This window comes from Pseudomonas medicaginis, assembly GCF_965119365.1.
Lineage (GTDB): Bacteria > Pseudomonadota > Gammaproteobacteria > Pseudomonadales > Pseudomonadaceae > Aquipseudomonas.
Genome location: NZ_OZ221631.1, coordinates 3,896,950 through 3,915,707, shown reverse-complemented (window position 1 = coordinate 3,915,707; position 18,758 = coordinate 3,896,950). Strand labels below are relative to the sequence as shown.

Genomic DNA, 18,758 nt, shown 5'->3' with positions numbered 1-18,758 from the left:
AGGTCCTGTATGAAACCAACCCGCCAATCTTCTCCAGCAAAAAGCAAAAATAATGGCGCCGTTGCGGAATCACAAGTAGATCGCTCTATTTCGGTACGCACCGCTCGGGTCCCCGAATTAATGGCTGCGGATATTCGTAAGCGCATTGTGCAGGGTGATTTAAAGCAAGGCGACACACTGCCACCTGAAACACTGCTGATGGAACAATACGGCGTTTCCCGCCCGACACTTCGCGAGGCACTGCGGATTCTTGAAGCGGAATCGCTGATCGTCGTACGCCGAGGCGGTATTGGCGGCGCGGTTGTACAGCGTCCATCTGTCGATGCTACAGCCCGTCACTTTGCGCTGATCCTGCAAGATCGAGGCGCAACAATTGCCGACGTGTTCAAAGCCAGGTTCATCATTGAACCTCCGGCATTCTCAGACCTTGCACGCTCCGTGACAGTAGACGACATCGTCGAAATTGAAGAGCGCCTCGATCAATTGGACTCGACCGTCGGCTCTGCGCGCAACTATGCGCATGCATTCAGCAACTTTCGGGAGTACCTGATCGTCAAGTCGGGCAACCTGACGCTTTCGCTTATTTCGCGCTTGCTGGATGACATTCTTGAAAAGCATGCCGCGCGCACGGGCGAAGCACAGGGCAGCGACTGGGAAGCATTGCAACGTAAAAGCCAGCGCTCGTTGCGTAAGCTGGTTTCGCTGCTCAAAGAAAACGATGCCCAAGGCGCTGCGGCGTTCTGGCAACGTCACCTGGAGCAAGCGGCCGTTCATTTGCTGAAGAATGGCAGTAGCCCTACCACCACCGTTGATTTGATTGGCTGATACTGACATTACAGACCAGCCTTGCGCCGGAAAGCGCGCGCAAGGCTGTTTTTACACACGCTAGACATCCAGGGCAACTTATGACTGCCGAACATTGTGTCGGCCCACATGGGTTCATAACGTGTTGGCGCCATAACCGCATACTGTCCGTGTAAAGAGCAGGTTCTAACTTCTCGTTCCTACTCGTGCCCGATGCAACGTCGCGCGTGGGCCAGTGCCTATCCGCTGCCCAATTTTCCAGTAAGACACACAAGAGCCCGAGCAATGCGTGCCTGGCGAAAAGAAGTGCGCACTTTAAAAGTAATTGCCTTAAACACAACTATTACAACGCATTACAGACTTTCCTGAATAACAACTTTAGCTAATAGGAGGTAGGTTTGCACATCAGTATTCCATTAGAAACCCTGACGGGTGAAACGCGGGTTGCTGCAACTCCGGAAACCATCAAGAAGCTCATCGGCCAGGGTCATCAGGTCACCGTCCAGACGGGCGCAGGCCTTACCGCCAGTGTTCCGGACAGTGCTTATGCAGCGGCAGGCGCGACCATTGGCAGCGCCAACGATGCGTTTGGGGCCGAGCTGATTCTCAAGGTGGTCGCCCCCAGCAACAGCGAGTTGGCGCTGATCAAGAGCGGCACCGTGGTGGTGGGCATGCTCAACCCGTTCAGCGATGAAACCATTGCCAAGCTGGCCGAGTGCGGCATTACCGCGTTCGCGCTGGAAGCCGCGCCGCGCACCTCCCGCGCTCAGAGCCTGGACGTGTTGTCGTCCCAGGCCAACATCGCCGGCTATAAAGCCGTGCTGCTGGCCGCGCACCACTATCCGCGCTTCATGCCGATGCTGATGACTGCCGCGGGCACCGTGAAAGCGGCGCGCGTGCTGATTCTCGGCGCGGGTGTGGCGGGGTTGCAGGCGATTGCCACGGCCAAGCGCCTGGGTGCAGTGATCGAAGCGTCCGATGTGCGTCCAGCGGTGAAAGAACAGATCGAATCCCTGGGCGCCAAGTTCGTCGACGTGCCGTACGAGACCGATGAAGAGCGCGAATGCGCCGTCGGTGTCGGCGGGTACGCGCGCCCCATGCCCGCCAGCTGGATGCAGCGCCAGGCGCAGGCCGTGCACGAACGCGCCAAGCAGGCGGACATCGTCATCACCACGGCGCTGATCCCGGGCCGCAAGGCGCCGACGCTGCTCAGCGCAGACACCGTCGCGCAGATGAAACCCGGCTCGGTAGTCATCGACCTCGCGGCCGCCCAGGGCGGCAACTGCCCGCTGACGGTGGCCGATCAGGTGGTGGTCGCAAACGGCGTGACCATTTGCGGTCCGACCAACCTGGCCGGTGCGGTCGCGGCCGATGCCTCGGCCCTGTACGCGCGCAACCTGCTGGACTTCCTGAAGCTGGTCTTCACCAAGGAAGGCCAGTTCGAGATCAACCTCGAAGACGACATCGTCGCCGCGTGCCTGATGTGCCGCGACGGCCAAGTCATTCGCAAAAACGCCTAAGCAGGATTCAGACGATGGAAGAGTTTATCTCCCCCGGTATCTACAACCTGATCATCTTCGTGCTGGCGATTTATGTCGGTTATCACGTGGTCTGGAACGTTACACCTGCACTGCACACGCCGCTGATGGCGGTGACCAACGCCATTTCGGCGATCGTGATCGTCGGCGCCATGCTGGCGGCGGCGCTGACCGTGACGCCGCTGGGCAAGACCATGGGCACCCTAGCCGTGGCCCTGGCCGCGGTCAACGTGTTCGGTGGCTTCCTGGTCACCCGGCGCATGCTGGAAATGTTCAAGAAAAAAGCGGCCAAAGCGCCGGCGGCCAAGGCTGAGGTGCAGCAAGCATGAGCATGAACCTGGTTACTTCCCTCTATCTGGTCGCCTCGGTCTGCTTCATCCAGGCGCTCAAAGGCCTGTCGCACCCGACCACGTCCCGCCGCGGCAACCTGTTCGGCATGCTCGGGATGGCGTTGGCGGTGATCACCACCGTAGGTCTCATCTATAAACTAGGTGCTGAATTGGCAACCGCCGGCATTGGCTACGTCATCGTCGGCCTGTTGGTTGGCGGTACTGCTGGCTCGATCATGGCCAAGCGCGTTGAAATGACCAAGATGCCGGAGCTGGTGGCCTTCATGCACAGTATGATCGGCCTGGCGGCGGTGTTCATTGCCATCGCGGCGGTCGTCGAACCGCAATCGCTGGGCATCGTCAAGCAACTGGGCGACGCGATTCCAGCCGGCAACCGGCTGGAGCTGTTCCTCGGCGCGGCCATCGGTGCCATCACCTTCTCCGGTTCGGTGATCGCTTTCGGCAAGCTCTCGGGCAAGTACAAATTCCGCCTGTTCCAAGGCGCGCCGGTGCAGTTCGGCGGCCAGCACAAGCTCAACCTGCTGCTGGGCCTGGCGACACTGGGCCTGGGTGTGACCTTCATGCTGACCGGCAACCTGAACGCCTTCGCGCTGATTCTGGCCCTGGCCTTCGTGCTCGGCGTGCTGATCATCATCCCGATCGGCGGCGCGGACATGCCGGTGGTGGTGTCGATGCTCAACAGCTACTCGGGTTGGGCGGCGGCGGGTATCGGCTTCTCGCTGAACAACTCGATGCTGATCATTGCCGGCTCCCTGGTCGGTTCGTCCGGTGCGATCCTCTCGTACATCATGTGCAAGGCGATGAACCGTTCGTTCTTCAACGTACTGCTCGGTGGTTTCGGCAATACCGCCGACGCGGCCGGCCCTGCTGGCTCGAAAGAAGCACGCCCGGTGAAATCCGGTTCGGCCGACGACGCGACCTTCCTGCTGACCAACGCCGACACCGTGATCATCGTTCCGGGCTACGGCCTGGCGGTCGCCCGGGCCCAGCACGCGCTGAAGGAGTTGACCGAGAAGCTGACCCATCGCGGCGTGACCGTGAAGTACGCGATCCACCCGGTGGCCGGGCGCATGCCGGGCCACATGAACGTATTGCTGGCCGAGGCCGAAGTGCCTTACGACCAGGTGTTCGAAATGGAAGATATCAACTCCGAGTTCGGCCAGTCCGACGTGGTGCTGGTATTGGGTGCCAACGACGTGGTCAACCCGGCGGCGAAGAACGATCCGAAATCGCCGATTGCCGGCATGCCGATTCTCGAAGCGTTCAAGGCCAAGACCATCATCGTCAACAAGCGCTCGATGGCCAGCGGTTATGCCGGCCTGGACAACGAACTGTTCTACCTCGACAAGACCATGATGGTCTTCGGCGACGCCAAGAAAGTCATCGAAGACATGGTCAAAGCGGTGGAGAACGGCTAAACCCAGCCGCAAAAAAAAAGCCCCAGCCGGTTCTCCGTGCAGGGGCTTTTGATTGGCGGTGAACGATCTGACCGCAGCTCAAGACAGCGCGCGCGGATGCCCGAACAACGAGTTGCCACCCGAGTAATGCATGATCTGACCGGTTTCGAAGAACTCATCGCGGACCAGCATATAGGCGAATGCAGCAATGTCGTCCGGGGTTGCCACACGACCCAACGGGGTTAGTTCGGCGAAGCTCCGTTCGAAACTTTCGGGGTCCGCCCCGTAGTTACGCATGCCCTGACGCGACAATTCAGTCATCACTAGTGACGGGATGATGCCGTTGATGCGCAAGCGTTTGTGACGGTATTCAAGAGCAGCGCCCTGCACCACGCGATCCCCCGCGCACTTTGACGCCGCGTAACCAACGATCCCCGACATGGCATCGTAAGCAGACAGCGACGAAACATTGACGATGGCGCCACCGTCGACCATTGCATCCGCCACATACTTGATGAACATCGCTGGGCCTACGAAGTGTAGGCGTGCCATGTCCAAAAGATGCTCTTCAGTGAAGTCCTTAATCGACACGCGCGGTGCCTGGCCTACTACGTTGATTGCGATATCAAGGCGTCCGTATGTTTCCAGGGTTTTATCGATCAGGGCCTGAATGGTCTCGTGGCGAGTAATGTCTACCTGCATTGCACTGCAACCCAGAGTGCGGGCGATGTCTTCGGTCAGCGCCACATTCCTCGCCGCCACCATTACCGTAGCACCTTCGCGAACCAGGCGTCTGGCGACCGCCTCACCCATTCCACCGGGCGTAGAAGCACCTAACACGATTGCGACTTTCCCATTTAAATCTGCAGAGGAACGATTAATTGTTGTTGTATTCATACATCCCACTCCATCAGTGAACAGCAAGATCCAACGGCAAACGCCATTGCCCACAAAGCATAAGCACTATCAGCTAGATGATCAAGATTATACGTCTGATTGCACTGTACTTGCATCACTGGGATCAGCTCGACCACAAACCGCTGCTCGTATGGCGTCAGGGGCAATGACCTGTTTGATGGGGCGGCGAACGGCAATCAAGTTGGGCTGCTCCCCGCCCTGATCAGCTTTCATCGGCCGAGATACAAGAGCGGGTTACCCTTGATCTGCTGCCACAACAAGCTCAAGACGATTAATTGGCGGGGCCGCAAAAAAGTCAGACGTCGGTCAACCAGCGGCGCCTGGTCGGAATAGGCCTGAATGGTGGACTCACATCGATGGCAATTCTGGTGTCCGACTTCTATCTCCCCTGACCCGCCCCGCAGGAATAGCCTGGTTGTATGGCTTCGGAAGGGTCGGTGGGATTATCGGGTCTGCACTGAGTGGCCTGCTGATGCAGGCAGGATTTGCAACCGCGACCATATTGCAGATGCTCACCATTCCGTTCTCTGTCACGGTGGTCGCCTTGCTGGTCAAAGGATGGGTGGGGCATCGCACGACGTGGCAGCGTCATACCGTAGAAGCGACTGAAGTCGGCAGCGACGTGCAGTGAAAACGGCGCAAGCTAGACTCATTACGCAGGCGTACCCTGGCTCTATCCCAACAACGCTCTGATATCGGCCGACTCAAGAATCGATTTCGGAGCACCGGTTTTCGCGGCTTTGAGCATTACTAGCCCGATCTCCTCTGAAGACACCACATAATTGGGGAACAACTTGCGTGCCAACGTCAGCAACGGTGCGGTGGCCGCATAAAAGGCGTGATACATCGGCGTTTTCGAGCGAACCCCGTGCAGCGGCTGAATGACCCCAGGGCGGAGCATGTATGCACTTTTGAGTGGCAACGCGAGTAGAGCCTCTTCAGTGCGTCTTTTGACTTTGGCCCACATCGCCTTCTGACTGCCAGTTCCGGCACCGGAAACATACACAAACGTCATCTGCGAATTGAGTCGCGAAAGCAGCATGCCATGGGCAACCGGGATGTCGTGGTTTACCCGCGTATAGCCCGCCTCATCCATACCTGCCGCCGATGCACCCAGGCAGAAAAAACACGCATTGATACCACTCAACTGAGACTCGATTGACGCTGGGTTAGTCAGGTCAGCGAGTAAAATTTCCCGCAATTTGGGATGGGTCGTTCTCGTAGGTGAACGGCCGACTATGTGCACTTGGGTTACGCTATTATCACGCAACGCCTCTCGCAGGACACCCTGCCCGACCATGCCGCTGGCACCATAAATCAACACCTTCATCATGAAACTCCGTTACCGGATCGCCATTCCGAGGGGGTTTGATTTTCCCACTGGCGGAACGCCCGGAAGAAAGAATTCTGGTCTTCATAGCCCAGCATATACCCGACTTCCACGATAGAAACGCTCGCGTCCGACAGATACTCCAGAGCAAGCTGATGGCGCGTCTGGCTAAGCAATCCCTGAAAGCTTTCGCCCTCTTCTGTCAGGCGCCGCTGCAGTGAACGCTCACTCAGGGCCAACTCACTGGCCACTGAGCGAATGTCAGGACGCCCGGCCGTCAATCGCCGCCGCAAAACCCATTGCACTTGAGCGCTGAGCGAGAGATTGTCCAGCTGGTTGACTAGCTTTGACTCAAGCGCAGGTGCCAGGATTTCCAGCAGATCGGCGTTGTAACTCAAAAACAGACGATCAAGATCAGCCCTGTGCAGTGAAAGGCAATTTCGACCCGAATCAAACTGCACCGGACAGCCGAAGTAGCAGGTGTAAATTGCTTCAAAGCACATTGGGCGGGCGAGCTCGACGCTTATTGGGGTAATGTGAACCCCGGTTGAGCGACGGCCCATCTCCAGCAATGAGACCAACGCAGCGTCAATGAGCGAAGGCGGTACCGTTTCAGGATTGTCTTGTGTCCATTCCAGCGTCAATTCACAACGATCATCGAGCTCCGTTATCAGGAGCTCTTCAGGTGTACACAACCGCTTGAAACGCGCGACACGCAATAACCCATCACGAAAATTCCGAGCGTGATAAGCCGCCAGAAAAGACGGTGGCATAACAGAGCCGTCGAGCGCACAAGCCAAGGATAAACCCACAGTCGGATCACCCTTGATCTCGACCATGCATCGCCAAAGATCGAAAAACTGTGCCGTCGATACTGGAGAGTCGTCCCGCAGCAGACGGAACGGGAGCCGACTCCGGGCAATAAGCTCGGCAGGAGACATGCCCAGACGATTCACTCCCTCCCATAACGCGGCAGGAATCTTGATCCTTGCAGGTACTGCGCTCGGCGTTTTACTCATTTGGCCTGAAAACCGCCGTCGACATTCAAGATATGTCCGGTCACGAAGCTGGCCTGATCGGAAAGCAGCCAGAAGATCGCGTTGGCAATTTCGTCCGGGTTGCCCAGACGCTGCATTGGGTGCATGGCTTCAAGCTCTGCCTCGTTGCTGTTGATCTGCTCAGCGATGATATCAGTCCTGATGGCACCAGGCGCCACGCCATTGATACGCAAGCCCTGCGCGGCATGATCAAGCGCTGACGACTTGGTCAGACCAACCACTGCATGCTTGGTCGCGGCGTAGGTTGCACCCCATGGGATACCGTTCAAGCCAGCAATCGAAGCTAGGTTTACAATCGAGCCTTTGCCTTGGCTGAGCATCTGGGTGATTTCGCACTTCATGCAGTGATACAGACCAAGCACGTTAACCTCGATCATGTCACGGAACTGCTTGGTGTCAGATCCGTTGACCGGGGCATATTCAGTGAAAATACCGGCGTTATTGACTGCCATGTCGAGCCGACCGAAGTCTTGAACGATCTGTTCGATCATCGCTTTCACAGCCACCTCGTCAGACACGTCGTTCTGAATAAAGCGCACTTGGGCTTCGCCCGTGGCGACAGCGGAGATTTCAGCCATTGCTGCATTTCCGACGTCTGCGCGGCGGCCGCTAATCACCACGGTTACACCACTAGCAGCGAGTTTCAATGCCACGGCTTTACCGATGCCAGATGCACCGCCAGTGACCAGGGCTACTTGATTTGTCATGAGAATCTCCAAGGTGGCTTGCAACACACAATATGCCGCTGAGAGAACTGTACGAGATATAGACTTTTTCCTGGTATGCGCAAGGCGCCAATCGACTTGCAAAGCACGCCAAGCGTTCTCTGGTGTGCCTGCTCATACAACTGGTGCCGCACAACAGGATCTGATGATTCTGCCGGCAATGGCCGCAGGATGGGTTTCCAGTTTGGACGCCGACGCGCTTGGGTAAGGGACTTCATGCGCTGGTACAACAACGAGCATCGGCATAGCCGTATCCGCTTCGTCACGCCGGCTGAGCGGCACCGGGGGCAGGACCATCAGGTCCTGACACAGCGACATAAGCTGTACGAATGGTCCAAGCATAGGAAGCCGGAGCGGTGGTCGGGCCGTATAGTGGCAAACTTATCCCGGATTTCAGCAGCAGTTCAACCAAAGGGAAAATTAGGGAGTGTCGCAAGACATCAGCATGCAAAGATTCTAGCGAAGCAGGTAGTACCACTAAGGTAGTACCACTAAGCACTTGGAGCATTCGAATGAATTCACCAGGCGCGCCCCCATTTCTCTTATAATTGATTATGTCCCTGATGGTCCGGGCAATGCCGAGCCCTCAATAGCCTTCGGTGTCGCCGTGAGCGACGTCAACCTCATGCTGATCCAGTGCTTTCTCTATCCGTCGTTTCACCTTTTGAACCGCTCGACTGACCTGCCCCATACACGAAGAAAGCCGCGAAACAGGCCAATGCGAAATAGGCAGCGTTAGCATCCAACATTCGAATTTCTAACCGTTTTCATCGACGCGGGAATTGGGTTGTGAGAATAACGTCACCAACGAAGCTCATTGAGAGTGGAGTTGCCAAAGGGGCCCGGCCATTCCTCACCGAAGGCCGCAGGGCCATATAGCTGTAAGTAAACACCACCAATGTTCCCGCGAAAAAAGCGATCCAACATAACTCGCTTTTCTTACTAAACGACCCCAACCGTTAGCTCGATTCTGTACCCATACCCACATGGGGCAGAATCATGCCGCCTACCATCTTTCGCTGCTGATTACTATTCTCACTGGCCATCGTCCATGGCAGCAGCCATGCAGTCTTCGTCCATAAACAAACTCAGCTCAGTTTGATTCTGCAGCAGCTCGACACGATCGAACGGCTTGCCACGCGCACCAACAGCACGCTGAGCCCTGCGCGCGTTATCGCTTCGACTATTCCCGCCTATCCAAAGACATTCAGCGCATCCGCCAAGGGGTACGGGGCTACCTGTCCCCTTCCCGCGCACAACCGCGTGATCCCGCAGAACTGGTCAGTGATTACCGCCTCGACACGCCGCGCGAGGAGACCTCGCCATGAGCGTGACGGCCGCTCAGACCGCCGCGCTCCGAAATGCCTCCGGTTTCTCGACCCAGAACAGTTCGACGCTCATGCTATCCCTGACGCTCGTCCTGGCCATGCTCTGGTGCACCTGAGTGATGTGGAAGGCGTACTGCGGTTGGGCGAATGGCAACGTGCACTTCGGCGCGTTTGGCGGCAGTGCCGCGGGGCTCGTGCTGGAGTTTGCTAGTTCTGATCTTTTTCACCCTGTCCTAACCCAGGAGATTGCCGTCATGTTCAAGTGCTTTACCCCTCTGAAGAACAACCTGCGTGACCGTGCCAACCAGCGTCCGATCGGTTTGGGGACGAAGATGTGGCGCAAGCTCGGCGAATCAGTGCCTCACGGGAACCACGAACCCAATTTAAGATAAATAATCAAACGTCGTCATGACGCTCGTTCTTAGCGCACATCGTCCAATAGCTCGATTACACGCAGGATGCGAATTAAAATGTGAAATTCAACTTGAACTACTTAAATCTATGTAAAAGCGAGCCAGGCGTCCTCGGCCCGAGTGAGAAGCTCAGAGTGGTGGGTGAAGTCAATGGTGGAACCAATCACCCGTACGGCTTTAGCAACATGTTGCGGCTGCAACGTAAAACAACCGCCTGTAGCTTCTGGATGAGAGACCAAATCTAAATTCAAGCCTCGGCCGCCGGAAATAAACACTGATCGACGAAGTGCCAAAGCCATTTCGCACTCTTCTTCGGGCAGTGTGCGTTGCGCCCAATTAGCGAAATCACGCCTGAGATCCTGGTGCCTATAGATTGACCTGGATACTATCCGGGTTTGAAGCAGATCCCACTCAAGTTTCACGCTTCCATTTCGAACCAATCGTGCAGAACGCCTACCATCAACCGCGTCCGCTACTTGCATATCGTAGCGCAGCGAGGATACGCCGCGCGTGGCAGCAGCGATTGACATCTTGCGCACAGACAGGCCGGCGTCGAACTTTAGGCGTAGTACCTCTCGGATTTTACGCATGTATATACCCTCAAGAATGACCTCTTCGCTTCGAGAAAAGAGGTCGAAGGTAGTGAATAATCCTGCGTCGCTACCTGCCTGGGCTTGGGTCAGATCAGTGAGGGATCACTGTCCAAGTAACCGTGGAATGAGTGTCCAAGTCAACGTGGAATCGTTGTCAAAGTGTTCGTGGACTGGGTGTCCAAGTGCGCATGGAATCCCCATTTAGCCGGGCGGTATACTCTTGCTGCTATCGGTAGTTTCAATGACTTTGACTCCACTTTCGATAATCACATTGAGGTAGGCCTCGTAGGGGGAGGACTAGCGGAAGGAAGGATCGTGGGATTGACCCCGCATGGTCGATCCGTCATCTCGGCAACGAGCAATCTCATCGGCAAAGAGCGGCCGGAGTGGGGTTGCGTCAGTGCAGTCAGCATTCTCAATCCACCCGCGGTCGACACCGCAACCGCGAGTTCTGCTCGCCCCTACCCACATCATTCCGCCTTTACGATGGCGTAGCGAATACCAAGCATCTCGGTAATTCGATTCCTCATCACGGGTGCTTTTTAATTCTTGTTAGTCGTGCGTTGCAACATAAAATTCTTCCCTCTTGATCACCTATTCGGCGCAGCATCAGACAGCAGCGCACACGATGAAAAATCAACCCGAGCCTAGAACAACGCATCGAGTGAAATATATCTCCGTTAAGCTATATGATCAATCTGATCTACACATACAAAAGTTATTTGATGATGCAACAAACCCTAAGTGCACAAGCTTGCCAGCGAGGGCCTGCGATCTGAGCTAAAAAGGATCGTTACAAGGATGTATATCGTGAGGGGGTTCGACACCATGACATTTACGGAAGAAAGAAAGGCCGAAATGAACCGGCCGACCTTTTCTTCTTCGTTACGGAGAAAAACGAACTTCAGAGACGACCGGGCTGACTGCATTTATTTTCAGTTAGCAGGTAAGGTCAGCGCACCAGTGGCATCCAGAGGCATGTCAGGGCTCCATACAACTTCCCAGCTATTGCCTTCAGGATCAGCAAAATATCCAGAATAAAGGCCGCCGTCACGCAACTTGAAAGGACTGGTTTCTTTACCGCCTGCAGCCACAGCGTGAGCAAATACAGCGGATGCTTCGTCCTTGGTTGGAACGAATACCGCAAGAGACGCGTTTGTGCCTCTAGCAATTGGCTCCCCACGCTCCTTTGCAAGATAGTCACTGTCCAAAAACACCAAAACCGTATGTCCGACACTGTACGCAATGGAGATCGGTGTGACGTGACCCCAGACTTTCCAACCCAATCCTTGCTCGTAAAACTTTCTAAGCTTGGCGAGATCATGGGCACCAACCATAATCATACAGACTCTCTGATCCATAATTTCCTCCAACGATCTAACTGATAGTGTTGACTATCCCGTGTACAACTATTATTCGGCTAGCAAATAAAAAACAGAGTTAACCTATTCCCAATTAATTATGAAAATAATTGATTTGAGATAAGTGTACTCGTTAAGCTCATCCATACCGAACTCCCCGACCATACCCCGAACGCTTTATACCTCCGAAAGGCGCGTGGGAGCTCATGCCACCGGAGCCGCCATTGAGATAAACCTCACCTGTGCACAAGCGCTTCGCCATTTCAAAAGCATGCCCTTCGTTTTGCGAAGAATGACGCCACCCAGTCCGTATTGTGAGTCACTGGCCAAGGTAATCGCTTCATCGTCGGTGTTATAACCAATAACCACACCTACCAGACCGGATACTTCTTCCTGAACAATACGCAATCTGTTATCAGCATTGGCCAAGAGGTTTGGCTCGTAGAAAAACCCTTATCGAGCCCTTCTGGATGCCTACCACCTGTTACTACGTCTGCGCCTTCCTGACGTGCGAGGTCGACATAATACTCAACACGTTGCCGCTGTCTTTCCCTGAACAATGGCCCCGTGGACACAAGGATCCGCAGGATTTCCCACTTTCGACGACATCTACCCCGGAACGAGCAAGTGCCAACGCAATTCCACGGCCTATCCCACTAGCAGCGCCGGAGACCACCGCAGCCTTGTCTTGAATATCCAAGCATACCTCCAAGTTTCAGCTCTTTGGCAGGGTCAATTCGAGGATAATCTAGATTAACCACATGATCAATACGAATAACCAGCTTTCACTGGCAGACAGCTTGGAGGCCCTAGAAGCCCTCATCTGCTAGGCGGGGAGCGAAGGGGCTCATCGTTGGCATCAGTCATCATGTCAAAAACCTAAGAAATTTCATCTGAAAAAAATCATTGTTCATCTGTATGATATATACATTTAAAAATCGGAGATTCTACCCCTCAATGTCCTAAGAAAAGCCTCGTCCTGCCCCAATGACAAAAAATAACAACAGGTAAATCAGTAGACAAATGGAATGGCCTCACCGAATCTAAAATCCGCTTAAGCAACCACTGCCAGCATTTCCCCGCAGCAGGCGACGCAGGATGTTCCACGGAAGGCCGATCCATAGGAATGGAGGTCCATCCGTACATGCACGCCGACAATTTCAATCCGCTGGCTAAAACCTTCTATCGACCAATCGATGCCGTCTTGCGATGGTGCGATCTCATGCAATACGAGGCCAAAATCGTACAAGCTGGCGAGTACTGTCCGCATAGGCTCGGGGTTTTATTCCCCCAATGGCCCTGCCTTCCGGCCAATCTTGAACGACTGTACGATGCGATACGCAACGGGGAGTTGTCCTATAGCCACTTCGGTGTTTCCGTGCCGCTGGGAACGCCTTGGGACCCTGTTGCGTTAACGGTGCGCCATGCTGACTTGCGCCGCTGGATGCAACGCCACTATCCCGATCATCGACCGGCGTTTCTGTTCGAATCCATCCATGACACCCATGAACACATCAGCCCAGCGGCTTACCTGTCCCTCCAGGCTGAGCGCGACGCCCTCGTACAAGAACGCAATACGCTGCAACGCCAGCTTCACGACGTTGAGGCCAACCTCCACGCACTGGGACTGAAACAGGATGGCCTTGCAGCGTTGGCGAAAACGCAGGGGCCGCTCAGCGAGCGCAGCGAAAATACCTACCTGCAAATCATTGGCGCACTGAACTACACCGTCTTGGACAATTCCCCGGCCGGTAAGCCTCTGTCCGTGTTCAGGAGCCAAGCCGCGATCGTCGATGCCATCACCGCGCGCTTTGCAGACGTTCCCGGCCTCAGCAAACGAACGCTGGACGAAAAATTTGCCTCAGCCAACCGTAGTCTCAAGAAACACAAGTAATCGATGCATTGCACTGCAATTCCTTTGATTGCAGTGCAATGACTACCTCTGTTTTCTGCTATTCAATTCAAGTCACTTCCCACCACGCGCCAATCAGCGCCAGGAGTGACTAGCATGTCCAGCCAAGCCTCCCCCATCACTGAAGCTCCTCAACCGCAGGTCGAACGTCACATCATGCGCCGTGACGAGGTGGAGCGAAAAACCGGCTTCAAGCGTGCGCACATCTACAACCTGATGAAAGAAGGTAAATTCCCTCAAGCCAAACGCATTGGACTGCGCGCGGTCGGCTGGGATTCGCTGGAGATCGAGCGGTGGATCGTTGAACGCTTAGGTCAGCAGGTCTGATGTCATGCGTGTGGTATCGGTGGTTTCCACCAAAGGCGGGGTGGGCAAAACCACAGTAGCCGCCAACCTTGGCGGCCTGCTGGCAGATGCTGGTCTGCGCGTCCTGCTGCTCGATCTGGATAGCCAGCCCACTCTCTCCAGCTATTACGCCTTGAGCCAGAAAACCGTTGCTGGTGCGTACGAGTTCATCGCACTCAACCTGACAACTCCTGCACAGATTATTTCCAGGACGGTGATTGCAGGGCTCGACCTGATCCTCTCCAACGATGATCAAGGCCGACTGACCCCCTTGCTGCTGCATGCCCCCGATGGGCGATTACGGCTGCGCAATTTGCTAGCCAATTTCCGCCCCCATTATGACCTGCTTTTGATCGACACTCAGGGCGCACGTAGCGTGCTGCTAGAGATGGCCATCCTCGCCTCCGATCTCGCCCTCTCGCCCATCACCCCGGAAATGCTTGCCGCCCGCGAACTGCACCGCGGCACCTTGAAGCTACTCAGCGACCTCGAACCATTCCGCCACCTGGGCGTTCCACCGCCCCCCTTGCGACTGCTACTGAACCAGGTAAACGCGATTCGGGTGGACACTCGGATGATCATCCGTGGCCTGCGCGCAACCTTCGCTGGGACGATCAATATCTCGGTTCTAGACACCGTAGTTCCAGACCGAGTGGCTTATCTCAATGCCGCCTCCCTCGGCTTACCGGTCCATCGAATCGAGACGCGTCGCTCACGTGAACGACGCTCGCCATCCGCACTGGAAACCATGCAAGCGCTGGCCATCGAACTGTTCCCGGAGTGGCGCGAAGCGATCTCTACGGTGAGCAGGTGCGCGGAAGTTAAATGAGACGAATCACCAAGCCGGCACTTCTCGCCCAGTCATTTTTTTCGACCTTAATGCCAACAGCGTTTGGCCAGGAGTCTTTTGATGCTGGATCAACTTCCCATCATCGTTCAGCCATCCATTCGATCACACCACCCACCTTGCGAGGAGTACTGCACCGTGGTCTTTCGTCTGCAGGGTGGGCGCTCGGCCATGGGGTGGTTCCTCGCAGAACTTTCCCAACATTTCGAAGGTTCGGGTACTGCCGATATCGTGAAATTCGAGGTCGGTGACCATTTGCGTAACCGGCGTTAACTGAGGCTGCTCAAATGAAGAAGCTCAGTCAGGAGCAGATCACTGACAAGCTGCACCAGGACCACTTCCCTCGGGGTCCAGAACTGGAGCGGCTGTCCGATCCAGTCATCGACACACCTATGCTGGTCACTCTGGAGCAGTTGCGGCCCTATGAACACAACCCGCGTTTCATCCGTAATCCGCTGTATGACGATATCAAGGCCTCGATCCGTGAACGCGGGCTGGATCAACCACCGCCGATTACCCGTCGCCCAGGAGAAACCTATTTCATCATCCGCAACGGCGGTAATACGCGCTTGGCGATTCTCGGCGAGCTGTGGCAGGAAACCCGCGACGAACGTTTTTTTCGCATTCACTGCCTGTTCCGACCCTGGGCCAATGAAATCACCGCCCTACTCGGCCATCTGGCCGAAAGCGATCTGCACGGCCAACTCACCTTCATCGAGCGTGCTCTGGCGGTAGCCAAACTCAAAACCATGCTCGAACCAGATGGCGCTGTGCTCTCGCAACGTGAGCTGGCACGACGCCTTGCCGCTGGAGGCTATCCCATTTCGCAGTCGCACATTAGCCGGATGCTCGACACCCTTGAACACTTACTACCCGCCATTCCACAAACCCTGTATGCCGGATTGGGTAAGCCGCAGATCGAACGCCTGATCGGCCTACGTAGTCAGGCTGAACGAACCTGGAACCGTTATCCAACCGCCACCATTGCGTTCGCCGAATTTTGGCTCGATACCCTGGGTTACTTCGATGCCGAACCCGAGTCCTTCGATCTTGAGCAGATCCAGGATGAACTGCTCGAACGCATGAGCCGCTTGCTCGGACAGTCCTACCGTATGTTGGCGCTGGAACTGAGCGACACCCAACAGGTCATCTCGACTCCTGGCGTTGTCGTCACCACACCCTCAGAGAACAGCCATCCGCCGAGCGCTGGTGAAGCCGCGCCAGGACCTCCCTCCTCCGAGTCCCGTCCCAAATCAACTGAGACCAGAACCCAGACCGAAACAGCGCGAGAGGAAGTGCTCACACCACCTGAAACGAATGTTGTATCAGCGATCAGCCCTCCGTCACGCGTTCAACAGATTCGCGAACAGATCGATCGCGAGACCGCCACCGAAACAGCACCGACCGACGAGAGCTGCACGATCGACGACATCTGGCCCATTGCACCAGCACTGGATAGCCCCGAACAACTGCGTTTAGCCATCGCCGGACTGGCGCGGGAAATGGCCGCCTATGCCGGACATCCCGAGAGCATCATCGATCAGAAGCATGGCTTGGGCTTCGCCCTCGACATCGAGCGACTTGATCTTGCAGCGCCTTGCGCGACCGGCATTCACCTACTGCTCCTGGCCCTGTTACGCGCTCAAGACGACGTGAACTGGGAGGATCGCAAGCAACTGCCTTCAGCCCTGTTCGGGCAGCTGCTGTTGGGGGTCTATCAACTTCCGCTCACAGATCGTCCCGCCATGGATGTGGGACTGGAGCGACTGCCCGACAGGCTGTTAATCAAACTGTATCGCCTGATCCGTTTGGCCCGTCGTCTCATCGACTTAACGCTTGCGCCTGAAGACGACTCACCGGAGAAATTGACATGAGCCTGTCCTTCAATGTGCTCAACCAGGCCATGCTGACCCAGGTGCTGCATGAGCTGCGGCTGGGTAATCTGCAACGCTGCAAGGCACTCGGGCTGAGTGAGGACGATATCTACCTGCTGCAATCTTTACCCCCCACCACGCTGTCGCGCCTGGCCCATGCCACCGTGTCTTGGGTCGAGGTCAAGATCGACTCGCCAGTGCTGCACCGGCTGATCGAGCAAGCCGACCGCGACGAGCAGAACGAGCGCTTGATCAACCGAGCGCTCAAGCTAGGCGCCAGCAGCACCATCATGTATCAGCGCTTCGGCTTGGCGCATTCGGAAACCGCCCTGCGCCGACGTCTGCTCAAGATAGAAACCCGTAAGGGTCGCCCTCAGCATTTGAGCGAAGCGCAGGAACATGCGCTCTGGCAGCGATGGTGCCAGCTACGCGCGCAGGACGGAACTGAGGATCAGCTCGACGCCATGATGATGCTGGCCGAAGAACAACAGATCAGTTTGACCATCGTTTGGCAGCAGATCGACCAATACAGCAACGGAACATGAACACTGCCCCTTCCAGTCGCTGGCAGCGTGTCCTGCAGCAATGCACCCAGCAGCTGAGTGAACGCTGGCCCGCACGCCCTACCACTGAACAGCCCTCCTACCAGGCTCTGCAGGCTGGCTTTCTGTTCAGCGGCCAATCACACGAAGTCGTGCCACGTCGGTTGCTGTTGGATAATCGTCTGACGCCATTGGAACGTAATGCCTGGCAGGTGTTTCGACTCATGCTACAAGGCCAGGGTGTGGTCACACCCCGCTATGAGGATTTTCAACCTTACCTGTCGAGCGTCCCCTATGGCGCGTCAGCCTCCCGTGAAACCATCGCACGCGTCTTGACGATGCTCAGGCTGACGCGCTGGCTCAGCTTGGTGAGTCGTGGCCGCGATCAGCTCAGCGGACGCCTACAAGGTTCTCTGTACGTCCTGCACGATGAACCGTTAACCCCCGCCGAAGCCATGGAACTGGATCAGTATTACCTGGAGCTGGTCGGACATTGCCTCACCCATAAAGCCAAGGCGGTGCGAATTGTCGCTCAGCACGTTGTGACAGAGGTCCACCAAGACACGGATATCGATCAGAGTCGCCTCCCCACCCGGCTCGACAGCTGGGGCGAACACTGGACGCAGCAAGGATTGGATTTGGCAACCGATGACGCGTTACACGATTCCGAACTGGGTGGCGATCACTGCGTTCGGAATCGTGCAGGCCCTCGTTCGGATTCCGAACCGGGCTTGAACGCCAATGATTCCGGCACCGTTCGGAATCCGAACGCCGCCTGTACTGTATTAAAAGAAAGTATTTGTACTGTACCGCGCGCGACCCCAGCGGTGGATAACCTGCACTGGCCCGATCCGCTACACCTGAGGCCAAGCGAGCGTCAGGTCATCGCTGTGGCGTTGAACAAGCTCAAACCAGTGGATCGTCAGGCGGTGCTCAACGAAGCGGGGGCACGCTGTAAGGCCGGAGGTATCCGCAAGCCAGTGGCGTATCTGATGGGCCTGATCCAGCGCGCACTGAAAGGCGACTTTCGTCCTTGGGCAGGTCAGACAGAGCACTCACCCGTCGCGGAGCCACTTACTCCATCACCCTCACGCCAACCCAGAAAACAGGGCGAACCTGCCTCTGCGCTCGCCCAAGCGTGCCTGAATGAGTTACGCCAACTACGCGGCAAACGCTCTGGACGTCAGTAGATTTGATGCCAGTGGCATCAAATCTACTGAGTTCTACTGCGAGATCGCGAGGGGGTGAACCTATGTAAACCGAACAGCACGGCTATAGCCATCCATGGAAATAATGCAACTGGCATCACTCACGAATCTCTCGAAGTTAACCCTCTCATACCAAACCGAACAGACCGCATTCAGCTTTTTGGCTGCCCTGGTTCCTCATCTGTCGCAACGTTCCCGTCCAAGCTTATGCGAGG

18 protein-coding genes and 4 pseudogenes are annotated in these 18,758 nt (G+C 56.0%); 15 read left to right on the top strand and 7 right to left on the bottom strand.

Annotated features, from left to right (window positions below; translation table 11 throughout):
* Window positions 1-9 precede the first annotated feature (9 nt).
* From ACMTA2_RS17250 to ACMTA2_RS17235, 4 genes are all read left to right on the top strand, one after another.
* Window positions 10-825, top strand: a complete 816-nt coding sequence (locus tag ACMTA2_RS17250) for a FadR/GntR family transcriptional regulator (RefSeq protein WP_413790953.1) — start codon at window positions 10-12, stop codon at window positions 823-825.
* Between the two features lie 377 nt (window positions 826-1,202).
* Entirely contained in the window at window positions 1,203-2,324 is a 1,122-nt protein-coding gene (locus tag ACMTA2_RS17245; protein ID WP_413790952.1) for a Re/Si-specific NAD(P)(+) transhydrogenase subunit alpha, read from the top strand.
* A 14-nt stretch (window positions 2,325-2,338) separates the two neighbouring features.
* Entirely contained in the window at window positions 2,339-2,671 is a 333-nt protein-coding gene (locus ACMTA2_RS17240) for an NAD(P) transhydrogenase subunit alpha part 2 (RefSeq protein ID WP_413790951.1), read from the top strand.
* Complete coding sequence (locus ACMTA2_RS17235; RefSeq protein ID WP_413790950.1) at window positions 2,668-4,110, top strand: NAD(P)(+) transhydrogenase (Re/Si-specific) subunit beta; 1,443 nt, start codon at window positions 2,668-2,670, stop codon at window positions 4,108-4,110. The genes ACMTA2_RS17240 and ACMTA2_RS17235 overlap by 4 nt, the downstream gene beginning before the upstream one ends.
* A gap of 78 nt (window positions 4,111-4,188) precedes the next feature.
* Here the strand turns inward: ACMTA2_RS17235 and ACMTA2_RS17230 are convergent, their stop codons facing one another.
* Window positions 4,189-4,986, bottom strand: a complete 798-nt coding sequence (locus tag ACMTA2_RS17230; protein WP_413790949.1) for an SDR family NAD(P)-dependent oxidoreductase — start codon at window positions 4,984-4,986, stop codon at window positions 4,189-4,191.
* Window positions 4,987-5,422: 436 nt separating this feature from the next.
* On the opposite strand from ACMTA2_RS17230, the gene ACMTA2_RS17225 reads away from it, so the two are divergent.
* Complete coding sequence (locus tag ACMTA2_RS17225) at window positions 5,423-5,638, top strand: hypothetical protein (RefSeq protein WP_413790948.1); 216 nt, start codon at window positions 5,423-5,425, stop codon at window positions 5,636-5,638.
* 42 nt (window positions 5,639-5,680) lie between these two features.
* Here ACMTA2_RS17225 and ACMTA2_RS17220 read toward each other — a convergent pair whose 3' ends face one another.
* The 3 genes from ACMTA2_RS17220 to ACMTA2_RS17210 form a co-directional block, all read right to left on the bottom strand.
* Window positions 5,681-6,337 (bottom strand): NAD(P)H-binding protein, encoded by a 657-nt coding sequence (locus ACMTA2_RS17220; protein ID WP_413795674.1) that lies wholly within the window; start codon window positions 6,335-6,337, stop codon window positions 5,681-5,683.
* Window positions 6,337-7,278, bottom strand: a complete 942-nt coding sequence (locus ACMTA2_RS17215; protein ID WP_413795673.1) for an AraC family transcriptional regulator ligand-binding domain-containing protein — start codon at window positions 7,276-7,278, stop codon at window positions 6,337-6,339. The genes ACMTA2_RS17220 and ACMTA2_RS17215 overlap by 1 nt, the downstream gene beginning before the upstream one ends.
* A 74-nt stretch (window positions 7,279-7,352) precedes the next feature.
* Entirely contained in the window at window positions 7,353-8,102 is a 750-nt protein-coding gene (locus ACMTA2_RS17210) for an SDR family NAD(P)-dependent oxidoreductase (RefSeq protein WP_413790947.1), read from the bottom strand.
* Between the two features lie 167 nt (window positions 8,103-8,269).
* Between ACMTA2_RS17210 and ACMTA2_RS17205 the strand changes: the two are divergent.
* The 3 pseudogenes from ACMTA2_RS17205 to ACMTA2_RS17195 form a co-directional block, all read left to right on the top strand.
* Window positions 8,270-8,486, top strand: a pseudogene (locus ACMTA2_RS17205) (IS3 family transposase); the annotation flags it as partial.
* Between the two features lie 672 nt (window positions 8,487-9,158).
* Window positions 9,159-9,448: pseudogene (locus ACMTA2_RS17200) on the top strand (integrative conjugative element protein, RAQPRD family).
* Between the two features lie 254 nt (window positions 9,449-9,702).
* Window positions 9,703-9,771 (top strand): annotated as a pseudogene (locus tag ACMTA2_RS17195) (TIGR03745 family integrating conjugative element membrane protein); the annotation flags it as partial.
* A gap of 176 nt (window positions 9,772-9,947) precedes the next feature.
* Here the strand turns inward: ACMTA2_RS17195 and ACMTA2_RS17190 are convergent.
* The 3 genes and pseudogenes from ACMTA2_RS17190 to ACMTA2_RS17180 all read right to left on the bottom strand — a co-directional run bounded on the left by ACMTA2_RS17190 (window position 9,948) and on the right by ACMTA2_RS17180 (window position 12,390).
* Complete coding sequence (locus ACMTA2_RS17190; RefSeq protein ID WP_413795765.1) at window positions 9,948-10,451, bottom strand: hypothetical protein; 504 nt, start codon at window positions 10,449-10,451, stop codon at window positions 9,948-9,950.
* 938 nt (window positions 10,452-11,389) lie between these two features.
* Window positions 11,390-11,797 carry a VOC family protein gene (locus ACMTA2_RS17185; protein WP_413790946.1) on the bottom strand — a complete coding sequence of 136 codons (408 nt, stop codon included), beginning with the start codon at window positions 11,795-11,797 and terminating at the stop codon, window positions 11,390-11,392.
* A gap of 157 nt (window positions 11,798-11,954) precedes the next feature.
* Window positions 11,955-12,390 (bottom strand): annotated as a pseudogene (locus ACMTA2_RS17180) (aldehyde dehydrogenase family protein).
* 569 nt (window positions 12,391-12,959) lie between these two features.
* Here ACMTA2_RS17180 and ACMTA2_RS17175 point away from each other — a divergent pair.
* From ACMTA2_RS17175 to ACMTA2_RS17145, 7 genes are all read left to right on the top strand, one after another.
* Entirely contained in the window at window positions 12,960-13,709 is a 750-nt protein-coding gene (locus ACMTA2_RS17175) for a hypothetical protein (protein WP_413790945.1), read from the top strand.
* Window positions 13,710-13,823: 114 nt separating this feature from the next.
* Window positions 13,824-14,054 (top strand): AlpA family phage regulatory protein, encoded by a 231-nt coding sequence (locus tag ACMTA2_RS17170; protein WP_413790944.1) that lies wholly within the window; start codon window positions 13,824-13,826, stop codon window positions 14,052-14,054.
* A 4-nt stretch (window positions 14,055-14,058) separates the two neighbouring features.
* A complete protein-coding gene (locus ACMTA2_RS17165) occupies window positions 14,059-14,901 on the top strand; it encodes a ParA family protein (protein WP_413790943.1) in 843 nt (280 codons plus the stop codon).
* A gap of 81 nt (window positions 14,902-14,982) precedes the next feature.
* Window positions 14,983-15,192 (top strand): hypothetical protein, encoded by a 210-nt coding sequence (locus ACMTA2_RS17160; RefSeq protein WP_413790942.1) that lies wholly within the window; start codon window positions 14,983-14,985, stop codon window positions 15,190-15,192.
* 14 nt (window positions 15,193-15,206) lie between these two features.
* A complete protein-coding gene (locus ACMTA2_RS17155; RefSeq protein ID WP_413790941.1) occupies window positions 15,207-16,793 on the top strand; it encodes a ParB family protein in 1,587 nt (528 codons plus the stop codon).
* Window positions 16,790-17,338, top strand: a complete 549-nt coding sequence (locus tag ACMTA2_RS17150; protein ID WP_413790940.1) for a DUF2857 domain-containing protein — start codon at window positions 16,790-16,792, stop codon at window positions 17,336-17,338. The genes ACMTA2_RS17155 and ACMTA2_RS17150 overlap by 4 nt, the downstream gene beginning before the upstream one ends.
* Window positions 17,335-18,525: an STY4528 family pathogenicity island replication protein gene (locus ACMTA2_RS17145; RefSeq protein ID WP_413790939.1), complete on the top strand. Its 1,191-nt coding sequence runs from the start codon at window positions 17,335-17,337 to the stop codon at window positions 18,523-18,525. Before ACMTA2_RS17150 ends, ACMTA2_RS17145 begins: the two co-directional genes overlap by 4 nt.
* Window positions 18,526-18,758: the final 233 nt, after the last annotated feature.